General features: G+C 58.3%; 25 protein-coding genes. 9 read left to right on the top strand and 16 right to left on the bottom strand.

Annotated elements, in window-relative coordinates; all coding sequences use genetic code 11:
* From ACQKP4_RS06855 to ACQKP4_RS06830, 6 genes are all read right to left on the bottom strand, one after another.
* Positions 1-627 carry a response regulator gene (locus ACQKP4_RS06855; RefSeq protein WP_427631602.1) on the bottom strand — a complete coding sequence of 209 codons (627 nt, stop codon included), beginning with the start codon at positions 625-627 and terminating at the stop codon, positions 1-3.
* A 540-nt stretch (positions 628-1,167) separates the two neighbouring features.
* Positions 1,168-2,499, bottom strand: a complete 1,332-nt coding sequence (locus tag ACQKP4_RS06850; protein ID WP_427631600.1) for a deoxyguanosinetriphosphate triphosphohydrolase — start codon at positions 2,497-2,499, stop codon at positions 1,168-1,170.
* Positions 2,500-2,566: 67 nt separating this feature from the next.
* Positions 2,567-3,730, bottom strand: coding sequence for an EAL domain-containing protein (locus ACQKP4_RS06845; protein WP_427631598.1), 1,164 nt, complete (start codon positions 3,728-3,730; stop codon positions 2,567-2,569).
* 126 nt (positions 3,731-3,856) lie between these two features.
* Positions 3,857-4,195, bottom strand: coding sequence for a hypothetical protein (locus tag ACQKP4_RS06840; RefSeq protein ID WP_427631596.1), 339 nt, complete (start codon positions 4,193-4,195; stop codon positions 3,857-3,859).
* On the bottom strand, positions 4,192-4,581 hold the full coding sequence (locus ACQKP4_RS06835) for a phage holin family protein (RefSeq protein ID WP_427631594.1): 390 nt from the start codon (positions 4,579-4,581) through the stop codon (positions 4,192-4,194). Before ACQKP4_RS06835 ends, ACQKP4_RS06840 begins: the two co-directional genes overlap by 4 nt.
* A 1-nt stretch (position 4,582) precedes the next feature.
* Positions 4,583-4,897, bottom strand: coding sequence for a DUF883 family protein (locus ACQKP4_RS06830; protein ID WP_427631592.1), 315 nt, complete (start codon positions 4,895-4,897; stop codon positions 4,583-4,585).
* Between the two features lie 306 nt (positions 4,898-5,203).
* Here ACQKP4_RS06830 and ACQKP4_RS06825 point away from each other — a divergent pair, with 306 nt between their 5' ends.
* Entirely contained in the window at positions 5,204-6,412 is a 1,209-nt protein-coding gene (locus ACQKP4_RS06825; RefSeq protein WP_427631590.1) for an ammonium transporter, read from the top strand.
* A 1-nt stretch (position 6,413) separates the two neighbouring features.
* On the opposite strand, the gene ACQKP4_RS06820 is transcribed toward ACQKP4_RS06825, so the two are convergent.
* Positions 6,414-8,126 carry a cation:proton antiporter gene (locus tag ACQKP4_RS06820; RefSeq protein WP_427631588.1) on the bottom strand — a complete coding sequence of 571 codons (1,713 nt, stop codon included), beginning with the start codon at positions 8,124-8,126 and terminating at the stop codon, positions 6,414-6,416.
* A 207-nt stretch (positions 8,127-8,333) separates the two neighbouring features.
* Here ACQKP4_RS06820 and ACQKP4_RS06815 point away from each other — a divergent pair, with 207 nt between their 5' ends.
* The 3 genes from ACQKP4_RS06815 to ACQKP4_RS06805 all read left to right on the top strand — a co-directional run bounded on the left by ACQKP4_RS06815 (position 8,334) and on the right by ACQKP4_RS06805 (position 10,018).
* Entirely contained in the window at positions 8,334-8,570 is a 237-nt protein-coding gene (locus tag ACQKP4_RS06815; RefSeq protein WP_427631586.1) for a glutaredoxin family protein, read from the top strand.
* Positions 8,571-8,737: 167 nt separating this feature from the next.
* On the top strand, positions 8,738-9,055 hold the full coding sequence (locus ACQKP4_RS06810; RefSeq protein ID WP_427631584.1) for a transcriptional regulator: 318 nt from the start codon (positions 8,738-8,740) through the stop codon (positions 9,053-9,055).
* A 72-nt stretch (positions 9,056-9,127) separates the two neighbouring features.
* A complete protein-coding gene (locus ACQKP4_RS06805; RefSeq protein ID WP_427631582.1) occupies positions 9,128-10,018 on the top strand; it encodes a pseudouridine synthase in 891 nt (296 codons plus the stop codon).
* A 71-nt stretch (positions 10,019-10,089) separates the two neighbouring features.
* Here the strand turns inward: ACQKP4_RS06805 and ACQKP4_RS06800 are convergent, their stop codons facing one another.
* Both ACQKP4_RS06800 and mobA read right to left on the bottom strand, forming a co-directional pair.
* Entirely contained in the window at positions 10,090-10,311 is a 222-nt protein-coding gene (locus tag ACQKP4_RS06800) for a YgdI/YgdR family lipoprotein (protein WP_427631580.1), read from the bottom strand.
* Between the two features lie 76 nt (positions 10,312-10,387).
* Complete coding sequence (mobA, locus tag ACQKP4_RS06795; protein WP_427631578.1) at positions 10,388-10,990, bottom strand: molybdenum cofactor guanylyltransferase MobA; 603 nt, start codon at positions 10,988-10,990, stop codon at positions 10,388-10,390.
* Between the two features lie 81 nt (positions 10,991-11,071).
* Between mobA and moaB the strand changes: the two genes are divergently transcribed.
* On the top strand, positions 11,072-11,611 hold the full coding sequence (gene moaB / locus ACQKP4_RS06790) for a molybdenum cofactor biosynthesis protein B (RefSeq protein WP_090186349.1): 540 nt from the start codon (positions 11,072-11,074) through the stop codon (positions 11,609-11,611).
* Positions 11,595-12,821, top strand: a complete 1,227-nt coding sequence (locus tag ACQKP4_RS06785; protein WP_427631575.1) for a molybdopterin molybdotransferase MoeA — start codon at positions 11,595-11,597, stop codon at positions 12,819-12,821. The genes moaB and ACQKP4_RS06785 overlap by 17 nt, the downstream gene beginning before the upstream one ends.
* Positions 12,822-12,885: 64 nt before the next feature.
* On the opposite strand, the gene ACQKP4_RS06780 is transcribed toward ACQKP4_RS06785, so the two are convergent.
* A complete protein-coding gene (locus tag ACQKP4_RS06780) occupies positions 12,886-13,194 on the bottom strand; it encodes a hypothetical protein (RefSeq protein WP_427631574.1) in 309 nt (102 codons plus the stop codon).
* A gap of 317 nt (positions 13,195-13,511) precedes the next feature.
* Here ACQKP4_RS06780 and yegS point away from each other — a divergent pair, with 317 nt between their 5' ends.
* On the top strand, positions 13,512-14,429 hold the full coding sequence (gene yegS / locus ACQKP4_RS06775; RefSeq protein ID WP_427631615.1) for a lipid kinase YegS: 918 nt from the start codon (positions 13,512-13,514) through the stop codon (positions 14,427-14,429).
* Here the strand turns inward: yegS and ACQKP4_RS06770 are convergent.
* The 3 genes from ACQKP4_RS06770 to ACQKP4_RS06760 all read right to left on the bottom strand — a co-directional run bounded on the left by ACQKP4_RS06770 (position 14,413) and on the right by ACQKP4_RS06760 (position 16,828).
* Positions 14,413-15,072 (bottom strand): response regulator, encoded by a 660-nt coding sequence (locus ACQKP4_RS06770; protein WP_427631572.1) that lies wholly within the window; start codon positions 15,070-15,072, stop codon positions 14,413-14,415. The genes yegS and ACQKP4_RS06770 overlap by 17 nt on opposite strands.
* Positions 15,069-15,962 (bottom strand): sensor histidine kinase, encoded by an 894-nt coding sequence (locus ACQKP4_RS06765; protein ID WP_427631570.1) that lies wholly within the window; start codon positions 15,960-15,962, stop codon positions 15,069-15,071. Before ACQKP4_RS06765 ends, ACQKP4_RS06770 begins: the two co-directional genes overlap by 4 nt.
* 395 nt (positions 15,963-16,357) lie before the next feature.
* On the bottom strand, positions 16,358-16,828 hold the full coding sequence (locus tag ACQKP4_RS06760) for a hypothetical protein (protein WP_427631568.1): 471 nt from the start codon (positions 16,826-16,828) through the stop codon (positions 16,358-16,360).
* A 468-nt stretch (positions 16,829-17,296) separates the two neighbouring features.
* Between ACQKP4_RS06760 and ACQKP4_RS06755 the strand changes: the two genes are divergently transcribed.
* Both ACQKP4_RS06755 and ACQKP4_RS06750 read left to right on the top strand, forming a co-directional pair.
* Positions 17,297-18,232: a chemotaxis protein CheV gene (locus ACQKP4_RS06755; protein WP_427631566.1), complete on the top strand. Its 936-nt coding sequence runs from the start codon at positions 17,297-17,299 to the stop codon at positions 18,230-18,232.
* A gap of 136 nt (positions 18,233-18,368) precedes the next feature.
* Positions 18,369-19,175: an MOSC domain-containing protein gene (locus ACQKP4_RS06750; protein ID WP_427631564.1), complete on the top strand. Its 807-nt coding sequence runs from the start codon at positions 18,369-18,371 to the stop codon at positions 19,173-19,175.
* 64 nt (positions 19,176-19,239) lie between these two features.
* Here ACQKP4_RS06750 and ACQKP4_RS06745 read toward each other — a convergent pair whose 3' ends face one another.
* The 3 genes from ACQKP4_RS06745 to ACQKP4_RS06735 all read right to left on the bottom strand — a co-directional run bounded on the left by ACQKP4_RS06745 (position 19,240) and on the right by ACQKP4_RS06735 (position 22,169).
* A complete protein-coding gene (locus ACQKP4_RS06745; RefSeq protein ID WP_427631563.1) occupies positions 19,240-19,524 on the bottom strand; it encodes a pyrimidine/purine nucleoside phosphorylase in 285 nt (94 codons plus the stop codon).
* Between the two features lie 69 nt (positions 19,525-19,593).
* Complete coding sequence (locus ACQKP4_RS06740; protein ID WP_427631562.1) at positions 19,594-20,136, bottom strand: exonuclease domain-containing protein; 543 nt, start codon at positions 20,134-20,136, stop codon at positions 19,594-19,596.
* 71 nt (positions 20,137-20,207) lie between these two features.
* A complete protein-coding gene (locus ACQKP4_RS06735; protein WP_427631561.1) occupies positions 20,208-22,169 on the bottom strand; it encodes an acetyl/propionyl/methylcrotonyl-CoA carboxylase subunit alpha in 1,962 nt (653 codons plus the stop codon).
* Between the last annotated feature and the right edge of the window lie 7 nt (positions 22,170-22,176).

Below are 22,176 nucleotides of genomic sequence, written 5' to 3'. Positions count from 1 at the left end.
TCACACTAATGCGTTGCGTTTAGCCATGTCGATGAGTTCAACCAGTGATTTGGCTTTGAGTTTCTGCATAAGACGTTTTTTATAAGTACTGACTGTTTTGTTACTCAGGAACATCCCTTTGGCAATTTCCTTGTTGGTACGGCCTTGGGCAAAAAGTTGCAATACCATTAGTTCTCGGTCGTTGACTGACTTGAACAGTTCCAGGTCGGCATACCTTGCCTCATCGCCTCGAGCGGGATTCAAAGCCTGACTCGGGAAGTAGTTGTAACCGGAAAGTACCGCCTTGATTGCGCTCACCAGTTCGCTGAGGTCCTCCTGTTTGCAGACATAGCCCGATGCGCCCGATTGCATGCAACGAATACCGAAAAGAGTCGGACACTGTGCGGTTAAAACTAATGTTTTCAGGGGCGTACTCATTGCGTTGAAACGTGACAGGACCTCCAGTCCGTCCAGTTTGGGGATGCTGATGTCGAGAATGACCAGGTCGGGCATGCATTCGCGAACCATCTGCATCGCATCGACGCCATTGTCAGTTTCGCCGACGACTTTATAACCCTCATGTTCAAGCAACATTCGGACGGCAAGACGGATGACAGGGTGATCGTCGACAATAAAAACAGAGTTCATAATCAAATCCCATACGCGCTCGAATAAAGCGGGCACCTTAGCTCAGATAGTTGCGGTGCCGCATGAACCGACAAGGCTGTAGCAGTGATATAGGACAAATCCTACAAATGAAGAAGAATTGGCCTACGCCTCAACTAGGTTTCGCATGAGGAAGGGGGGAATTATTGTATGTGCGCCATGGATATAAATGGCTGCTTTATTAAAGTTGGATTGTGTTGTTTTGGCAGCTCATGTATTGGAGTGCGGTGCATTCTTAATATGATGTTAGGGTCAATTGTTTTATAACTTCCGATTGTTTCGGTGATTGACCAACTTGCTCCTCGCGCATCGTGCCGGGTCGTCAGACGCTATTGCGCTGTCATCTAGCTAGATACAGTCACGGGGTTCAGACACGTCGACCGTTTAATCAGCCGTTGATGATGCTCTGCGTCGGTTTAATAGAGTGTTCAGGGGCGGCTGAAACTTGGATCGTACGGCGGCGTTTCGAGCGACTACGGTGCCCCAGCCGCTCGAAGCCATCGAGGCGGCTGAGACAGGGTTTCAGCCGTGGCTTGAACGGCCGGTCATTTCCAGGGCCATTTCACTTGCGTAACTGTCGGTCATCCCGGCGATGAAATCGATCATGCGCAGGAATGAAGTGTGCAATGGGCCATTCGGATCTGGCGCATTGTTGCCCAGCAAATCGAGTATCCGCCGGCTCTTGAAGGATGGCGTGCGCCCGTCATGTTGTTCCAGCGCGGCGCCACAAAACGCATTGAGCAGAATTTCCAGGGTCGTGTAGGCGCCAATTTCGTGCAGGGTTTTGCGCTTGTCCTGGAAGATTTTTTTGCGCGCCATGTCCTTGGCATTCAACACGCAGCGCTTGGCCGGGCCGTGCATGTGCTCTACCAGATCGCCCGGCAAGGTGCCGGCGAGCAGCGCGTCCTGTTGCTCGACGAATGCCTGGGCTGCGGCATTGGTCAGGTGTTCGATGGCTTTACCGCGCAGGATCGCCAATTTGCGTCGACGCGAGTCCTGAGGGCCCAACTGCCGATAGGTTTCCGGAAGATCGTCGCCCACCAGATCCAGCAGCAGCGACTCGACTTCGGCGTACTGCAACAACTCCATTTCCAGGCCGTCTTCCAGGTCGATCAGCGCGTAGCAGATGTCATCGGCGGCCTCCATCAGGTACACCAGCGGATGGCGCGCCCAACGCTGTTCCTCCAGTTGCGGCAGGCCGAGTTTTTGCGCGATCTGCTCAAGCAATGGCAGTTCGCTCTGATAACAGCCGAATTTGTGTTTTTTATAGCCCAGTGAGTCGGCGTGCTTGGCGGTCCAGGGGTATTTCAGATAGGTGCCGAGTGTGGCGTAGGTCAGCCGCGTACCGCCATCGAACTGGTGATATTCCAGTTGGGTGAGTACTCGAAAACCCTGGGCGTTGCCCTCGAAATTGAGGAAGTCATTGCGTTCGACTTCGCTCATTGCATCGAGCCAGCCGCGTCCGGCGGCTTGCTGGAACCAGTGCCGAATCGCGTCTTCGCCAGAGTGCCCGAACGGTGGATTGCCGATGTCATGGGCCAGGCAAGCCGATTGCACCACCATCCCCAGATCGCTGGGCTCGCACCAGTCGGGCAGGGCGCTGCGGATGGTCTCGCCGACGCGCATGCCCAGCGAACGGCCGACGCAGCTGACTTCCAGCGAGTGGGTAAGGCGCGTGTGGATATGATCGTTGCTGGTGACCGGATGAACCTGGGTCTTGCGTCCGAGGCGGCGAAAAGCACCCGAGAAGATGATCCGGTCGTGGTCTTTGTGAAAAGGGCTGCGGCCAAGTTCTTCCGGGCTGTGCACGGGCTTTCCAAGGCGTTCGCGGGTAAGCAGGGTCTGCCAATCCAAGGCTGATCTCTCCGTCTGGTGACTGTTGCCCTAGCTTCCCGGTTCAAGCGAGTGCCTGCAAGCGGAACTAGAGCCCGGCTGCGTCGATGTCGATCAGGAGCAGTCGCTCGCCGTTATCGAAGAATTGCCCGGCAGTGAGGCAGTATTGATTGCTGGTGGCATCGCGGTAGGTATTGGAGAGCGTCAAGCGACGTTCGTCCCAACCTTCGGCCAGCAGGTGATAGAAGTACGGGCGCCATGACCAGTTATGGCCGAGGTAGCGGTTATCGGCCTCCCAGCCGTTGTTACGCCATTCAAGATTCGGCGTGAGCTGCGTGCCGTGACGGTCGCACTGATAAAAGCGCAACAGCCAGGGGAAAGCGTCCAGTTGCGGCAATGCGCTAAGCGGCGCTCGGGCCTGGGCCCAGGCTTGCAGAATGGCCATCAATTCGCTGAGCTGTTGGCGCATGCTCATCAAACGACCGCGCTCAGTCAGTTTCTGCTGAACATAGCGCTGGCGCAGTTGCGCGAAGCGTTCGACAAAAGCATCGGTGGCAAAGAAGTCCGCTTGTGCCCGGGCGAAGAGAAACCCCTGCACGTAGCGAGAGCCGCACTCCAGGGCAAAATTCAATTGAGCTTCGGTTTCCACGCCCTCGGCGATAATCCAGCACCCGGTTTTCTCCGCCATTTGTGCCAGTGCTTTGACCACGTCGCTGCTGGGCCCGCCGAGTGCGGCGGCCTGGAACAGACGCATGTCAAGTTTGAGGATGTCCGGTTGCAAGGCGAGCACGCGATCGAGCTGCGAATAGCCGGCGCCGAAATCATCGATGGCGATTCGCGAACCGGCCTGTCGATAACGCGCCACGACGTCGGCCAGACGCTGAATGTCACCCCCCAACTCGGTGATCTCGAACACGATGCGTCGCGAGTCGACGTTGTGCCGATGCAATTGTTTGAGACTCGGCAACGCTTGGTCAGGACGCAGACGGCTGATCCAGCGCGGTGACATGTTGAGGCTCAGAAACCAGTCCGAAGGCGCCTCGTGCAGACGGCTCAAAGCGTTATCGCGGATCTGGCGATCAAGACGACGCAGAGCGATGGCAGGCGTTCGCGGGTCGGCAAACAGCGGCCCTACCGAAGTCAGTTGGCCGTCGGCTTGTCGCAGTCGACCCAGTGCTTCGACCCCTGCAATACGGCCGGTGGCGGTATCGATGAACGGCTGAAAGCAGGCGAGCGGTTGCCCGTCGATCACGAGGCCTCCTTAGTAAGGTCTTGTTTTTGGATAAACCTGCTCACCGGGTAGGCGCACAGGATTGAACCTCTCGATAAAGAGGTTAATCCCGGAGGTATTGCAAGAATGCAGCCAGATAGTGGCTATTCAGTTTTTACGCGAGGTTTGCATGACCAGTTTGATCAGCGGCGCGAGCGAGGTGCCAAGACGCACCAGTCGGGTCAGGCTGCTGGCGCCACCGCTTTTGGCGCCTTTGCCGGTCAGGAAACCAAGCAGGGTTACCGCGGCCACTCCCCACAGCGGGGCGTGCTTGATGCCGAAACCGTCGTGCAGGTTTTGGCTCATACCGCGCACCCGCTGCAAGGGTTGCAACAGTTGCGCAGATTCGTGGCGAATCTCCTGACGGTGCATTTCCATGCGCAGACGAATCAGCGCCTTGCGCATTTCTGCGCGCGAGTTGTTGTGAGGCAGTTGTGGCAGGCTCATGGCAACAGGCGCTCCCGATCGTTGGCCAACTCTTCCAGGGTGCCATGGAAGGGAGAGGATTCATCGAAGATCGCTGCTTTGAGGCGCATTGCACAGAAAATCGCTGCCAGGGTGTAGAACACGCAAAGGCCGATGATGGCGGCCAGGCGATAGGTGTCCCAAAACACGATCATCACTAGCGTCGACAACCCTACCAACAGCAGCAAGGCAAAGACCAACGCCAGGCCTGCAAACAGCAACAGGCTTACGGTGCGCGCTTTCTGTTCCTGCAATTCGATGCCGAACAGTTCGACATGGCTGTGCAACAGTCCAAGAAAAGCGGCACCCAGGCGCCGCGGTGAGGAGCTTGTGCCCGTCGCGAACGGGCCGGATTCGCCGATCGACATATCAGCGCCGAGTGGCCAGCAGGCCAATGAGGAAACCCACGCCGGCGGCGATACCGACCGACTGCCACGGATTGGTCTGTACGTAATCTTCGGCGGCGGTGACAGCTGCCTGGCCGCGTTCGCGCAGCGAGTCTTCGGTCAGCTTCAGGGTTTCACGAGCACGCAGGAGACTGTCGTGGATCTGGTCGCGCAGCTCATCAGCCTGATCGCCGGCAATGGCTTTGGTGTGTTCCAGCAACCGCTCGGTGTCGCTGACGAGTGTCTGAAAATCGTTCATCAGAATTTCTTGAGCAGTTTTTGCCTTGATGCTGGCCATTGGTGAATCTCCGTAAGTGGCTTCTGAAGCGTTCGAGTATGAGCCTTGCGTGAAGGTTCAGTACAAATGACTGGTACAACTTTTGCTATGTCGTGGTGCGCCAGTGCGCGGCATTGCGCTGTAACTGGGCATGATTTCAGGAATATCCCGACTCTAACAATCCAAACTCGCGTAAAGGTTTCGACCTTGTGCGCCAAAGCGGCTCGTAGCGCCTGTTATCCAGGTTCACATCGGCCGCAACTTGGTGCATTGATTGCCTGCGTGAACTGCTTTGGTGCTTTTTCAGCCCTCAGGTCTGCCAACTCCATGGAAAATCTGCAAAGCGCTGTGGACAGTCTGGTCCATAGTTCCAACACACTGTTTATCCTTATCGGCGCGGTGATGGTGCTGGCCATGCACGCCGGGTTTGCGTTCCTCGAAGTCGGCACGGTCCGCCAGAAGAACCAGGTCAACGCGTTGTCGAAAATTCTCAGCGACTTCGCCATTTCGACCCTCGCCTATTTCTTTATAGGCTATTGGATTTCCTACGGCGTGACCTTTATGCATCCGGCAGCGGTGATCAGTGCCGATCACGGCTACGGGTTGGTGAAGTTCTTCTTTCTGCTGACCTTTGCCGCAGCCATCCCGGCGATCATTTCCGGGGGGATTGCCGAGCGGGCGCGGTTTGTCCCACAGCTGTGCGCGACGGCGCTGATCGTAGCGTTCATTTACCCCTTCTTCGAAGGCATGATCTGGAATGGCAATTATGGGCTGCAAGCCTGGTTGCTGGCGCGCTTTGGCGCTGCCTTTCATGATTTCGCCGGCTCTGTGGTGGTTCACGCCATGGGCGGCTGGCTGGCGCTCGCGGCGGTGTTGTTGCTTGGGCCCAGGCATGGACGCTATCGCGAAGGGCGACTGGTGGCGTTCGCCCCCTCGAGCATTCCTTTTCTGGCATTGGGCTCGTGGATTTTGATCGTCGGCTGGTTCGGCTTCAACGTGATGAGCGCGCAAACGTTGCAGGGCGTCAGCGGTTTGGTCGCAGTGAACTCGCTGATGGCGATGGTCGGTGGCACGGTGGCGGCGTTGGTTGTCGGACGCAACGATCCAGGGTTTTTGCATAACGGCCCGTTGGCCGGGTTGGTAGCGATCTGTGCAGGTTCCGATCTGATGCACCCGGTGGGGGCGCTGGTGACCGGAGCGATTGCCGGGGCGCTGTTTGTCTGGTGCTTCACGGCGGCGCAGGGTAAATGGCACATCGATGATGTGTTGGGTGTGTGGCCACTGCACGGCTTGTGCGGCGTCTGGGGCGGAATCGCTTGCGGCATCTTCGGCCAGACCGCCCTGGGTGGTTTGGGTGGTGTCAGTCTGATCAGCCAATTGATCGGCACGTCGCTGGGTGTGATTGTGGCGTTGCTGGGCGGCTTTGCTGTGTATGGCGCGATCAAGGCCTGCCATGGCCTGCGTCTGAGCCAGGAAGAGGAGTATTACGGCGCGGACCTGTCGGTGCACAAGATCGGCGCGGTCAGCCAGGACTGAATCATTTTTCTTCATCTTGAGCCCCCGGATAAAAACCGTGCAGCAGGCGATAACGGTCGTGCCGGATCTGATCCACTCGTTCTCGTACCTGATGCGCTGGTAATCCGAGCATGATCAGCGCATGGGAGACCAGCATCAGACTCGACTCCAGCAGTTCGGGCACGACTTCGCTGGCGCCAGCCGCTTTCAGTTCGGTGAGCTGGCTGTCGTCCCGTGTACGGACCAGAATCGGAACGGTTGGATTCAGCCGGCGAGCTTCCTTGAGAATCAGCAAGGCAATGTCGGACTGGTCTACCGCGATGACCAGTAGCCTGGCGCGAGACAAACCGACCGCCGACAGCAGTTCACCGCGACGGGAGTCGCCGTAGTGCACACAGGTTTCGTTCACAGCGGCTTCCTGCACTCGCACGGGATCGGTGTCCAGCGCAATGTAAGGTTGTAATGCATTGCGCAGCGCCCGGCCGATGGATTGACCCACGCGTCCGTAGCCACAAATCACCACGTGGTTGTGCGTGCTGGCGTTGGTTGCGCTGATTTGCGCCAGTTTGATTTCTTCGTTGGGTTGGCGGTGCAGGCGAGCCGCAACGTGAGGCGCTGCGCGCAACAGCAAGGGAGTCACCAGCATCGAGCAGAAAGTCGCGGCCAACAGAAGACCGCCGAAATCGGCGGGCATCAGTTTGTTCTGCTGCATCTGCGCCATCAAGGCGAAGCAGAATTCGCCACCCTGCGCCAGGGCGAGGCCGCTGCGCCACGCCGTTTCGCCGTCACTGCCGCGCCATTTGACCAGCAGCGCGACCACTGAGCCTTTGATCAGCAATAGCCCCAACGTCAATCCGACGATCAACAGGCCATGGCTGGCAAACAGCTGCAAGTCGATCAGCATGCCGATGCTGACGAAGAACACGCCAAGAAAGATGTCACGGAACGGCCGAATATCGGCCTCGATCTGATGCCGGTAGCGGCTTTCTCCCAGCAGCATGCCGGCGAGAAATGCGCCGAGGGCGGGAGACAGGCCGAGCAGGTGTGTCAGCCACGCGGTCAACAAGACGATGACCAGCGCCAACAGCACGAACAATTCCGGGGAGCGAGCGCCCGCGACTTCCTTAAACAGTCGCGGCAGTAACCATCGACTGGCCATCAGCAAACCGACAAACAACACCACGGTTTTTCCAAGCGTTACCGGCAACGCCCAGAACCAGGGCTGATCGCTGCTACCGGCGAACACGGGGACCAATGTCAGTAGCAACACGGCCACCACATCCTGAAACAAGAGCACGGCAATAGCATTCTGGCCGTGACTGCTGAAAATCTCGCCGAGACTTCCCAGCTCTTTGCTGACGATAGCGGTGGAAGACAGCGACAGACCCGCGCCGAGCAACATGGCCGGCGTTGTCGGCATGCCAAACACCATCAGCATTGCCGCCAGCAATATCCCGCAACCCACCACTTGCAGACTGCCAAGCCCGAACACGACATGGCGCAGGGCGAGCATTTTCGACAAGGAGAACTCCAGGCCCAGTGAGAACAGCAAGAACACGACGCCCAGCTCCGCAAGGTCCGGCAACTCTTCGCTGTCATTCACCCAGTTGAAGGCGGTCGGCCCGATCATCAACCCCACACAGAGGTAACCCAGCACTGGCGGCAGGCGCAGGCGCTGAAACAGGGCAATCACGACCAGGGACGAGGCGAGGATGATCAACAAATTGGCAAACACAAAAAACTCCGGCGATGGGTTCTGGCCACTCAAGCGTAGAGGCAAAAAAAAACCGAGCATGGCGCAAGTGGTTTTTCGGGCGGATGATTTGCGTCAGGGCGTTGCCGAAATCTGTTGAAACCCGGGTTTGAAGGGCGCGGGTCACTGACTCGACTGCTTTTCGTGTCGGGCCTAGAATGAACGCCTACTTCGTAAGGTCTTGTGGTCATGCCTCCTGAATGTCAGCTTTTCGGCACCCTTGGGTGTCATCTCTGTGAAGTCGCCGAAGAAGAACTGATGCCCCTGGTCGAGCACGGTTTGTTGGTGGAGTTGGTGGACATCGCCGACAACGAGTCGTTGTTCGAGGCTTATGGCTTGCGAATTCCGGTGCTGCGACGGCTTGATAGCGGTGCTGAACTGGATTGGCCGTTCGATGCCGAGCAAGTCGTAGCGTTTTTGCGTTAATCCTCGACGAGGCGAACGACCTTCCACCTGTCGAGCTTCTTGTCTCATCCATTGGCGAATGGCAGGTTATTGAGTTACTGTATACCCGTACAGTTATTTGGATCGCCTGTCGTGCTTTTTTCCTGTTTCGGGTTTGGGCACGCGATCCCGCGTCAGAGGGATGAACCTTGGTCAATGTCGAACAATTAAAGAACAGCGTGAACCGGATGTCGGTGGACGTGATACGTGATGCAGTGGCTGAAATGCGCCTTGATGGCTTGGTCACCGAAGGCAAAACCCCCTTTAACAAACTGCATTTCAATACCTGTTTTGCCGAAATCGAAGCCTTGTTCCAGCGAGCCGGTTATCACCGGCAGCTGGATGTCGTGGGTTATCAGGGATTGTTGTACGCACTGTATGACCCGTTGCGCTGGGAGGCGGTGGACGTGTTGCGCTGGCTGAAGGAATTCACCGAAGCAGCAGCACGCAAGCAGATAACGGCTTGAGGATTCTCTTCTAGGTTCGTATCGAGCGCTGTTGGATAATGCCGCCCTGCATTGAGGGTCAGAGCGTTTCGTATGTCCATGTCATCTTTTTCTGCTGCGCACAACCAGGCCAGCACGCTCTATCTACCGCCGGGGTCGTGGCAGACCGTACTGGATTGCCTGTGCGAACACTTCAGTGCGATCGGTCGTGAACAATGGCTGGATCGAATTGCGCGCGGTCGGGTTCTCGACGGGAACGGCCAGCCGATTGCTGTTGACCTGCCGTACAAGGAAGGTCTGCGGATTCATTATTTTCGTGAGGTGCCGGACGAAAAGCCGATCCCGGTGATCGAGTCGATCCTCTACGCCGACGAGCATCTGGTGGTGGCGGACAAGCCGCATTTCCTGCCCGTGACACCGGCGGGCGAATACGTCGAACAAACGCTGTTGCGCAGGCTGATCCGTCGACTGGATAACCCGCATCTGGTGCCTTTGCATCGTATTGATCGGCACACGGCAGGGCTGGTGCTGTTCTCGGCGAACCCGCAAAGTCGTTCGGCTTACCAGTCGCTGTTTCCTACACGACAGATCGAAAAGCGCTACGAGGCGATCGCGCGGGCATTGCCCGATCTTTCGTTTCCATTGGTCCATAAAAGCCGGCTGGTCGATGGCGAGCCATTCTTCCGCATGCAGGAAGGACCGGGCGCGAGCAACACCGAGACTGCTATCGAGGTCAGGGAGAAGAATGGTGATCTCTGGCGGTATGGCCTTTACCCGGTGACCGGTAAAAAACATCAGTTACGGGTACATATGACGGCGTTGGGTGCCAGCATCTGCAATGACCCGTTCTATCCTCAAGTGCTCAAGGATGTCGTCGATGACTACGCCAATCCCTTGAAGCTGTTGGCCCAGGGGTTGCGCTTTGTCGATCCGGTCACTGGCCGAGAGCGTGAGTTCGAAAGCACCATTACCCTGCAGTGGTGATCAGCGAACGATCAGGCATGAAAAAGCCCGCATCAAGCGGGCTTTTCTGTCTCTGGCGGGTGCCGTAAAGATTACAGCTCTTTAACGGTACGGACCTGATCCTTGTTGATGCGGGTCTCTTTGCCATCCAGCTGTTCGAATTCGTAGAAACCCGAATCCGCATCGTATTTTGGCGCATCGACGGCCTGAATTTCGCGACCATCATTCAAGGTGATCACGGTAGGCGATGCACAACCCGCTAAGGTCGCGAGGCCCAGTGCGAGCATGAAAGTGGCGAGGGTCCGTTGAGTCATGAGTGTGTCTCCGAATAGGAATTCTTTTGGTTACTGTGCTTGAGACGTGTGCAACACGCGCAAGTTCCTTCTCTTGTCAGTCTGCCACAGTGTTGTGTGTGCTTAACAGTTGCGGTGTGTTGAGGTTGGCCAGCCGAGGATCATTCTCGGGGCATTGCAGGGCGGTGGCGCCGAGGTTGCGCATGATGCGTCCAGGGCTGCGCTCGCCGTCGCTCCAGGCGCGTTCGAAATCAGCCAGCAATACGACAGGAATTACGCACAGGAGCGGTTCCCAGTGATCACCGTGGCGCAGCATCAGCGGTTTGCCAGGCTGCTGGCAGGCGGTTTCGCGCATGCTGCGCAGCAGGGCGGCGTCGATGCCCGGTACATCGCATGGCAACACCAACAGATGGGCGTGGCGAGCAGCCTTCAGGCCTGCACGAATACCCGCCAAGGGGCCCGGAAAATCCCCCTCGTCGTCATGCACCAATTGGTCGGCGTAAGGCGCGTATTTTTCCAGGTTCCGGTTGCAGGAGATGATCAGGTCATCGCTCAGCTCGCGGGTCTTGCGGTGCAGATGTGCGATCAGCGGCTCACCGCGCCACTCCAGTAAACCCTTGTCCTGACCACCCATGCGTTGGCCGCGGCCGCCTGCCAGCAGCAGAATGGAGCAGGGCGGCAAGGGCGTGTTCGAGGTCATGGCAGGTCTCCATGGGGGCAGTAAAAAATTGAGGCGCTGTGATATAACACCGGGCTGTTTCTCTTACAACTGGACGAGCCTATGAAAGCCAAGGCTGATGTACCTTTCGCGCCGCTCAATATTGCGGTGCTGACTGTCAGCGATACCCGAACCCTGGAAACCGATACTTCTGGCCAGGTCTTCGTCGACCGCTTGAGCGCCGCAGGACATAACCTTGCCGCTCGGGTTCTGCTTAAAGATGACCTCTACAAAATTCGCGCGCAAGTCGCCAACTGGATCGCCGACGATGTCGTGCAGGTCGTGCTGATTACCGGCGGTACCGGGTTCACCGGACGCGACAGCACGCCGGAAGCGGTCAGTTGTCTGCTGGATAAACAAGTCGATGGATTCGGCGAGCTGTTCCGGCAAATTTCAGTTGCGGACATCGGCACTTCGACTGTGCAGTCCCGAGCGCTGGCGGGTTTGGCCAACGGAACACTGGTTTGCTGCCTGCCAGGCTCGACCAATGCCGTGCGCACTGGCTGGGACGGCATCCTTGCTGAACAGCTTGATTCGCGCCACCGCCCGTGCAATTTCGTGGCTCACCTGAAACAGGCGGCACCCTGTGAATCCCGCGGGTAAGCCCGGCAAAACCGGCAATCTGATGGCTGTCGAAGTGGCACTGGCGCGCTTGCTGGAGATGGCCGAGACGTCCGCCATCCGCGAGCGTGAACGCTTGCCCTTGGCGCAGGTTCAAGGGCGCGTGCTGGCGGATGACCTGATGTCCACGCTGGATCTGCCACCCTGGCCCAACAGCGCGATGGACGGCTACGCCTTGCATGTCGCTGACTGGACAGGCGAACCGATGGTGGTCAGCCAGAGGATTTTTGCCGGCCAGGCACCTGAACCGTTGAAGCCAGGCACTTGTGCCCGCATCTTCACGGGCGCTCCGGTGCCCGCAGGCGCCGACTGCGTGGAGATGCAAGAGAACGCCGAAGTCCAGGCGGACGAGCGAGTGTGTTTTAACGAAGCGATGATTCCCGGGCAAAATATTCGGCCACAGGGCCAGGAAACCACCGTCGGTGAACTGGTTTTGCCAGCCGGCACGCGCCTTGGTTCTATCGAGCAGGGCCTTGCCGCATCGTTGGGATGCGCTGATCTGGAGGTGATTCGCAAGGTTCGTGTTGCGGTCCTGTCCACCGGCGATGAATTGATTGAGCCAGGCCAGCCTTTGGGTCCTGGACAGATTTACAACAGCAATCGAGTTTTGCTGTGCAGTTGGTTACAACGCCTGGGCTGCGAAGTGATCGATGCCGGTATTCTCCCGGATGATCTGGCGACTACGCGTGCCCGACTAGGCGAGTTGAAAGAGGTCGACCTGATTCTCTCAACCGGTGGGGTGTCAGTGGGAGAGGCTGATTTTCTGGGCATTGCCTTGCGCGAAGAGGGCGAACTGACGCTGTGGAAACTGGCCATCAAACCTGGCAAGCCGCTGACATTCGGTCATTTTCGTGGCGTGCCTGTGATTGGATTGCCCGGTAACCCGGCATCGACATTAGTGACCTTCGCCTTGTTGGCCCGGCCTTATCTCTTGCGTCGCCAAGGCGTGCAAGAGATCGAGCCTTTGAAGTTTCACGTACCGGCGGGTTTCGTCTGGCCTGTTGCTGGCAATCGTCGAGAGTACTTGCGTGCTCGGCTGCAGAACGGTCGGGCCATCATCTACAAGAATCAGAGTTCCGGGGTTTTGCGTAGCGCAGCTTGGGCCGAGGGACTCGTTGAAGTGCTGGAAGGCAGCACCTTGGTCGAAGGCGATGCCGTGAGCTTCATTCCGCTGAGCGAGGTCCTGGGCTGATCCCTTCCACTGTCGTCACACAAGCCCGGCCGTTCGCATGCCGGGGCTTGTGTGCCAGGCTGACCTAGCGCGCCAGAAGGGTCACCAACTGGTCGAAGCGGCTGTTGGCAACCCATCCCAGCAGCCCCAAGACTACCGCCGTTCCCCCTGCGGCATAAGCCAGCCTGTGCATGATGGACCTGACGTCGCCGCGCACTGCTTCGAGGTCTCGGCGAATGTATTTGAGGTGAGTCTCCAGTTCAACGACGCGAGGTTCCATATCACTTCCTTCAGCAGGTTTTCTGCTGTGATTCAAATCTGCTTGATGGTGGCCGCGACTTTCTGAATAGGGCGCGTTCGGGCCAATCGGTAAGGTGATGTCAGGGCTTCGCATAGGCTTGAGCGCTCCCTGCCTTATTGTCTTTGCCTTGACCGGTACTGGGGGCGGTGGCGCTTATTGGTGCTCGTGAGGTGGTTCTGATCATTGCACGTCCTTGTGTGTTTTCTATTCATGGCGAATCCGAGGACACAAAGGTGTACCAATCGTCATGCTGGGTCAATTGAGCCGATTCCTTACATCCTGTACGAAAAATCCGCGCCCTGTAGGATGCCAGATTCCTCGCATTGAAATATTTCAAACCCCGCCGACCTTTATCGGCGCCCCTGAGGTCAACATCTTTCAAACGGATTTAATTCATGGGGGCAACAACAATGAACGAACGCAAGGCGCTGTTGATTTTGCATGGCAAGCAAGCGCTGAACGAAGACGTCCGCGCGGCCGTCGAGGGCAAGCGCAAGCAGGGCTGGGAGCTGGCTGTGCGAGTGACTTGGGAGGCGGGCGACGCGCCGCGCCTGGTGCAGGAAGCGCTGAACGCCGGCTATACGCAGCTGATTGCCGGTGGCGGAGATGGCACCTTGCGCGACATTGCCGAGGCCATGGCGGCGCATTCGACGCCGGCGACTCTGGTGCTGTTGCCGCTGGGCACCGCCAACGATTTCGCGCGCGCCGCCGGTGTATCGCTGGAGCCGGCACAGGCGCTTGAACTGTTGGAGGCACCTGCGCACGCCATTGATCTCGGCGAGGTTGGTGGTCAGATTTTTTTGAACATGGCAACAGGCGGCTTTGGCAGCCAGGTCACCGCCAACACATCGGAAGACTTGAAAAAGGTGCTTGGGGGCGCGGCGTATCTATTCACCGGGCTATCGCGCTTCAGCGAGTTGCATGCCGCCTATGGCGAGTTGCAAGGGCCGGATTTTCAATGGCGCGGTGAGTTGCTGGCCTTGGGTATCGGCAATGGTCGCCAGGCCGGAGGCGGGCACGTGCTCTGCCCGCAAGCGCTGGCAGACGATGGTTTGCTGGATATCAGTATCCTGCCGGCGCCGCAGGAAGTGGTTGGCACATTGAAGACCCTGTTGGCCGATGGTTTCGGCATCGACAACATGTTCGTGCGGGCTCGCCTGCCATGGGTCGAGATCAAGGTTTCGGAAGGCCTGTACATCAATCTCGACGGTGAGCCGCTGGAGGGCGAGAGCCTACGGTTTTCGACGCGTCCCGGCGCATTGCGCGTGCATTTGCCCGAGAACTCGCCAGTGCTGAGCGCTTCGAAGACAGTCAGTCGTCCAGGCTGATGATTTGCTCGCGAACGGCGAACAGAACCAGGCCGGCCACGTCGTAGATTTGCAAGCGCTTCATGATCTGCGAGCGGTGGGTTTCCACGGTCTTGATGCTGAGGCCAAGGCCATTGGCGATTTCACGGGTGGATTTGCCGCGAACAATCAGTCGCAGGATTTCCAGTTGGCGCGCCGTCAGGTTGTGGGTTTCCGGTGTCTCCGACTGGCTCTTCTGGTTTCGGATCAGCGCCTGGTTGATGACAGTGTGCGCAATGGCCGGGCTCAGGTAGCGTTCGTTATTGCGCAACGCATCCAGGGCATGTTCGAGCTCGGTGGCGGTGGTGTCTTTCAACAGATAACCATGGGCGCCGGATTCCAGTGCCTGCATGATGAGCGCCGGGTCGGTATGCATCGACAAGATGAGCACCTTGCTTTGCGGACGCACACGCTTGAGTCGCTGCAAGGCTTCAAGGCCACCGGTTTCCTTCATGGAAATATCCAGCAGTACGATGTCGGGGGACAGTTTCTCGACCATCTCGAGTAACTGCGAGCCGTCATTGGCCTCACCGATTACCGCATAGCCGGGAATATCCATCACCAGAGCGCGCACGCCTGCCCTGATAAGCGAGTGGTCATCCACCAGAAGTAAGTTACAAGTCAATGCAAAACCTTATTCGAACTGGCCCGTTCGAGCGCGCGGGGCGCCCAGGGGAAGAGTGCTTCGATTTGAGTGCCTTTGCCGGGTTCGCTGATTACCGCCAGCGTACCGCCCAGTAGATCGATCCGTTCCGACATTCCAGCCATCCCGCGTTGGCCCTCACGACCGGGTTCTGCGGCGGGGGAGAAACCCAGGCCGTCGTCGCTGATTAACAGCGCCAGTCCCTCGGGCGTTCGTTGCAGGCGGATCAACAGATTCTTCGCGTCGGCGTGACGCAAAATATTGGTCACCGCTTCTTGTGTGATACGAAACGCTGCCAGGGCCATTTCTTCTGGAATACCGGTCAGCCGCTGATTGCAGTCCAGGCTCCAGTTCACCGACGAATTGGCGAGGGTCTTCAGCAGGTGCGCACGCAGACTGGCTTCCAGGCCGAGGCTGGCAAGCTGTCGCGGATTGAGGATGGCCGAGACGTCACGCACCTTGGTCAGCGTTTCGTCCAGCGTTTCGCAGAGCACCGAACACTGGCCCTGCATCTCTTCCGGCATCCTTCGTTTAAGCCATTCGCTTTGAAGTTTCGCGGCGGTCAGCAACTGGCCGATGTCGTCATGCAACTCTCGACTGAGTCGGTGGCGTTCGTTTTCCTGCACTTCCAGCAAACGGTCCGCCAGTTCCTGCGGCTGAAATTTTATCGACTTGCGTGAGAGGTAAAGATGCAGCCAGACAGCGCACACGGCGGCGATATCAAGTATCAGCAAGCTCACCGGCAGGGGCATGGACAGACTGAATATCAGCACGCTGCCAAGCGCCGAGCCCGTGCACAGCAACAGCGTGAACAGGCGCACGTTTTTTGGCGAGGGTGGTCGTAGGATGCTTGACTTTAGGCTGGCGTACATAGCGGATGGAGCCAATGGATGTTCGCTGCGGGGAGACCGGGCAAACGGGTCTCTGTCTGGAAATCGGTTGTAAGTGACGGTTGAAATACAGCGTTTAAATTTCTCGTGCGGCTTTCATTTGCGATCACTCTGCCACTAATTGGCGTCAACTAACGGCCGGCATAATACCACTTAAGATACCGTCGGTCGCGGTTGCCATATATGTCTATACGACTTACGAATAATTATTCTGGACGATGGTTCCACAATGGAAAAAGTTTGGTCGAAAGAATAGTTATTTGTTTCGAACTGTCGTTGACAGACATGAAGTATTCAGTTGCGACCTGAGCGCACTCAACTTGAAGAGCGGCAGTATGGCTATATGAATACGGATCTCGGCGTAAATGCCCGTTGCTTTAAGCTTGTCGTTCCGAATAGGAGACGAGGGTGAACGGCTTGGAATTAACCGGCAATTGAAATTGGCTTTGTCCGACCTGAAAGGCAAACGCCTCGATCAGCGATGTCTGTTCGCTATCATCCAGGCTGAGTTGGCCTGTTGTCTGGTCGATAAGTTCCAATTGCCAGGCCATCAGCGTGAAGCAATCCTTCAATGCATCCAACGCCTGCTCGTGCAGGTCGATGTGGTTGTGGCCGTTGTTCAACAGGCCGTGAATATGCAGAGAAAATTCAGACACGGCTTGCAGCGCCAGTGCATCGGCCCGACTGGCCAATTTCAGCAAACTGCTTAGCATGCAATCGATTGCGTCTTTGTCATTGCTGATGAGTTGCAGGTGGCTCAGGCACTCCTCCGACTTGGCCAGGAGTGTTTCAGCCTCGACCAGGAACTCCGGCAAACGCTGAGCCCAATGCGTCGGTTGGTTTGGCATGCTTATCTCCACAACGTCATGTCAAATGAGGGGATGTCGTGTGTGTCGATGAGAACGTCCGACATCCTGACCCTGCCGTGCCGGCATGAGATCGCACCCCGGCGGCTCTGGGCGCTGGCTGGGGAACTCGAGAGGGTGGATGGCCACTGACCTGCGATCGCACACAAAAGCCTGACTCCGTTCATGCAATGAGAATGGCGTCACATTAATGGCTATTGGATATTGCGAATATCAGGTTGGGCCTGATTGTTACTAGGGGAATCCCTTACACGGGGGAACCAAACGTGCAAACCGAAGTCGCGCCGCTGGAAATGAAGCAGATCAAATCACATCAATTACCAGTAATAGCATGATGCTAATGTGACATCAATGGCGAATGATGGCATTTTGTCTCAGGGTCAAGCTCTGGCATTAACAGCCGATAACCCTTTTTAGTGAATTCATTAGAACAAAGCCCAGGAGTCATTCATGGCCGGTATTCTCGACGCGGTAGACCAACGCACGCAATTGGTGGGTGAGAATCGCCTGGAAATTCTCATGTTCCGCCTGGCCGGCCGGCAATTGTTCGCGATCAACGTGTTTAAAGTGCAAGAAGTGCTGCAGCTGCCCAAGCTCACCTTGATGCCCCAGCGTCATCCTTTTGTGTGCGGTGTGGTCAACCTGCGAGGCCAGACCCTGCCCGTGATCGATTTGTCCCAGGCCATCGGCATGCGTCCGCTGGTGCCGAGCCCGACCAGTACGATCATCGTTACCGAGTACAACCGTTCGGTGCAGGCGTTCCTGGTCGGCGGCGTAGACCGCATCGTCAACATGAACTGGGAAGCCATTCTGCCGCCACCGACCAGTGCCGGTCGCCAGCATTACCTGACAGCCATCAGCAAGGTCGACGACCAGTTGGTGGAAATCATCGATGTCGAAAAAGTCCTCGCCGAAATTGTTCCGTACAACGCCAAGGTCTCGCGTGAAAAACTCGAAGATCCGGTGCTGGAACGCGCCCGTGGCCGTGAAGTGCTGCTGGTGGACGACTCAAACGTTGCGCTGGCGCAACTGCGTGACACCCTCGGCCAGTTGGGCGTGAAGATGCACATTGCCAGCGACGGCTTGAAGGCGCTGAACATGCTCAAGGCCTGGGCCGATACCGGTGTGTCGATGACGGACAAGTTGCTGATGGTGTTCACCGACGCGGAAATGCCCGAAATGGACGGCTATCGCCTGACCACCGAGATCCGTAACGACCCGCGACTGCGCGGCCTCTACGTGGTGTTGCATACGTCGTTGTCCGGCAGCTTCAACGACTCGATGGTGAAGAAAGTCGGCTGCGACAATTTCCTCTCCAAATTCCAGCCGGACAAGCTCGTCGACGTGGTGCGCCAGCGGTTGATGCTCGACGAAATCCCGGCCTGATCACGCTTTAAAGACTGCACACGATCAACCTGCGGGGCGTGCTTGCTCCCGCAGGCAGGCAATGCCCGTTTTCAGTCTTTGATTCGCCGATCAAGCTCGTATAGGGTGGCGTTTTTTGCCCTCCAGGGAGCTGGTCATGCTGCGTCTTAGCGCGCTTTATCGTTATCCGTTGAAATCCGGCAAGGGCGAGCCCCTGCAACAGGTCGGCCTCGACAAGTTGGGGCTGGACGGTGACCGACGCTGGATGCTGGTGGACGAGGCCAGTGGGCGTTTCCTGACTCAGCGCGCAGTGGCGCAGATGAGTCAGTTGTCGGCGCTGTGGAACGCTGACGGCGGCTTGACCCTTAGCGCCCCTGGCCACTCAGCCATCGATATCGCATTGCCCGCCAGCAACGCTGAGCTGCGCGGCGTGACCATCTGGCGCGACACCTTGCGGGTGCCGGATGCTGGCGACGAGGCGGGCGCCTGGGTCAGTAAGTTCATCGGTAAACCGACGCGCCTGGTGCAGGTGCCGCTGAATCGCGCGCGCATGACCGAGGCGGGTTACGGCAACGATGACGATCAGGTGGCATTCGCCGATGGCTTCCCGCTGCTGCTGATCGGGCAGGCGTCTCTGGAGGATCTGGCACAACGGGTCGGGCGTCCGCTGGAGATGCTGCGCTTTCGGCCCAATCTGGTGATCGAGGGTAGCGAAGCCTACGCCGAAGACAGCTGGAAGCGCATTCGCATCGGCGATGTCGAGTTTCGAGTGGTCAAGTCGTGCTCACGCTGCATTCTGACCACCATCGACCCGCAAACCGGTGAGCGAAGCGGCGATCGTGAGCCGTTGGCGACTCTGCAGAAATACCGCGCCGAGGCCGATGGCGCGATGTTCGGCCAGAACCTGGTCAACGACGGCAACGGGCAGCTTGAGGTCGGTATGCCGGTGAGCATTCTCGAGTAAGCACCCTGGAATGAAAAATGCCCGTGTCGTTGGACACGGGCATTTTTTTTGTGAAAGCCGCGGGTTAGCCGCGGTATTCGCACAGGTAAGCCGTATCGACGGCGACTTTCAGCTGGAACTTGCTGTTGGCTGGCACGTTGAACTGGCTGCCGGCAGCGAAGGTTTCCCAGTTGCTGCTGTCCGGCAGTTTGACGGTCAGTGCGCCGCTCACCACGTGGATGATTTCACGCTGGCTGGTGCCGAATTCGTATTCGCCCGCAGCCATGACGCCGATGGTCGCAGGACCTTCAGCGGTGCCGAAGGCGATCGACTTGACGGTGCCGTCAAAGTACTCGTTGACTTTAAACATGGGCGATTCCTCGAAAAGGGCTGAAAAGGGCCGGCCAGTATGCACAAGCCCTCAACGGTCGTCACCTGCCTAGATCGGCAGAATCAGCGGTAACAAGCGCGCCGTATTGCGCGCATCTTCCAGCGCGCGGTGCTGCTGTCCCGTGAACTGCATGCCCGCCAGTTGCAGGGCGGCGTTGAGCCCCAGCGGGCGCTCCAGCCGTCGGGCCTTGGCAAAGCGCTGCTTGAGGTTCATGTGGGGCACGCGGCCAAGCTGGCTGTCGAGTTGCAGGCGCTGCCATTCCTGAAGTAATTGTTTGCGATCGTAATCGCCCCAACTGGCCCAGCCTTCCAGGCGCGAATGATGCTGGCCGAGCCAGCGCTCGAACAGTGCCCAGACGTCAGTCAACGGCTGCGCAGCGTCAATATTGGCCTGGGTGATGTGGGTCAGTTCCCGACAGAACGGCGTCAGCAGGGGCCGACGCAAGGGGCGCACAAAACGCTGGAAGTGATCCAGCTCCCGACCTTTGCGGTCCACCAGGGTGGCGCCGATCTCGATGATTTCCATTTCTGTAACCGGCCAGCCACCTTCATCGGTGGTGGCTTCCAGATCAATGACCAGCCAGTGAGGCATCGCAGGTTTCCTGGTATCCGCGTCCTGATAGGGCTTGAGCGTAGCCAAAGCCGACGCATCCGCCTAGCGGCTTATTCGACCTCCAATAAAATCTGTCGATTTTTCACCTGGTCGCCGACGCTGACTTGCAAGCGTTTGAGCACGCCATCGATGCCGGATTTCAGCGGATGCTCCATTTTCATCGCCTCCAGTACTACCAGCAGCTGACCTTTTTTGACCAGGCTGCCCTCCGTGACCAGGACGTCAACGACGGCGCCGTCCATTGGCGCCTTCAGCGTGCCGGAACTGATGCTGGCCTGAGTGCTGATCAGCGCTTGAGTCCGATTTTCCAGGCGCAGGCTGCCGGGACGGGTGAACAGCCAGAGTTCTTCTGCTTCGAGACGATACGCATGGCGCTGACGAATGCCGTCGATCATCAACGTGGCACTGCGCCCGTCGCACTGGATGACCTGCAACTCAACCGTCCGGTTGCCCACGTGAACCTGATACGGCGCATCAGGCGCTGCGGTCAACGCCACCGACCAGCACTGATCATCGAGACCGATTCGACAGTGCAGCGGCACGTTCGCGTTATTACGCCAGCCGGCCAGCGGCTTGCGGTGCACCTGTGCCGACGCCTGATAGAACAGCACGGCCGCGATGGCCAGCTCTTCGGCGTCCGGGACGCGGGTTTGCAGGCAGGGATGTTCGGCGAAGTGCGTCGGGATAAATCCGGTGCTGAACTCGCCGCTGATGAACTGCGGGTGTTGCAGCAAACTGGCGAGCAGACGCTGATTGCTTTGCACGCCCAGCAACACGCTGTCCTGTACGGCCCGCAGCAACTTGCGCCGGGCCTCTTCCCGGGTGGCGCCGTGGGCGATGATCTTGCCGAGCATCGGGTCATAAAACGGGCTGATGGTCTGGCCTGGGATCAGCCCATGATCGATCCGCACGCCGTCCTGCAATGCGGGTTCCCACACCTCGATACATCCGGTTTGCGGCACAAACCCCTGTGCCGGATCTTCGGCGTACAACCGCACTTCCATGGCATGGCCGTTGAGCTGCACCTGATCCTGGCGCAACGGCAATGGCAAGCCTTCGGCAACGTGCAGTTGCCAGGCCACCAGATCGAGGCCCGTGATCAATTCGGTCACCGGGTGCTCCACCTGCAAGCGGGTGTTCATCTCCAGAAAGTAAAAGTCCCCTCGTGCGTCCAACAGGAATTCGACAGTGCCGGCGCCGACGTAACTCACCGCGCGCCCGGCCTTGAGCGCCGCCTCGCCCATGGCCTGACGCAACTCGACGGTCATGACCGGGCAGGGCGCTTCTTCGATGACTTTCTGATGGCGGCGCTGGATCGAGCAGTCGCGCTCGCCGAGGTAGATCAGGTTGCCCTGCTGGTCGCCAAATACCTGGACCTCGACATGACGCGGGTCGATCAGCGCCTGCTCGAGGATCAGTTCGTCGCTGCCAAACCCGTGCAATGCTTCGGAGCGTGCCGTGCGCAGCTGTTCCAGCAAATCGTCCGCGTCGTGTACCAGGCGCATGCCGCGCCCACCGCCGCCGGCGCTGGCCTTGATCATCAGCGGATAACCGATGCGTTCGGCCTCGCGGCTCAGGGTTGCGTCGTCCTGTTCGGCGCCTTGGTAGCCTTTGATGCACGGCACGCCGGCGTCGAGCATGGCGAGTTTCGACAGGCGCTTGCTGCCCATCAGCTCGATGGCTTCCGGGCTGGGGCCGATGAAGGTGATGCCGGCGTGTTGGCAGGCGCGGGCAAATTCGGCGTTTTCCGAAAGGAAACCATAACCGGGGTGGATTGCATCGGCGCCGCTGCGGCGAGCGGCGTCGATGATGGCCGGGATGTTCAGGTACGACTGCTGCACCGGCGCCGGACCGATGTTCACGGCTTGGTCGGCCATGTGCACGTGCAAGGCGTCGGCGTCGGCATCGCTGAACACCGCGACGGTGCGATAGCCCAGGGCCTGGGCGATGCGCTGGATGCGGCAGGCGATTTCACCGCGATTGGCGATCAGGATTTTGCTGAATCCGGGCATGGCTCGT

This window comes from Pseudomonas sp. NPDC086278, assembly GCF_050280905.1.
Lineage (GTDB): Bacteria > Pseudomonadota > Gammaproteobacteria > Pseudomonadales > Pseudomonadaceae > Aquipseudomonas.
Note: the sequence above shows the minus strand (reverse complement) of the source record. Positions and strands in the feature narration are given on the sequence as shown.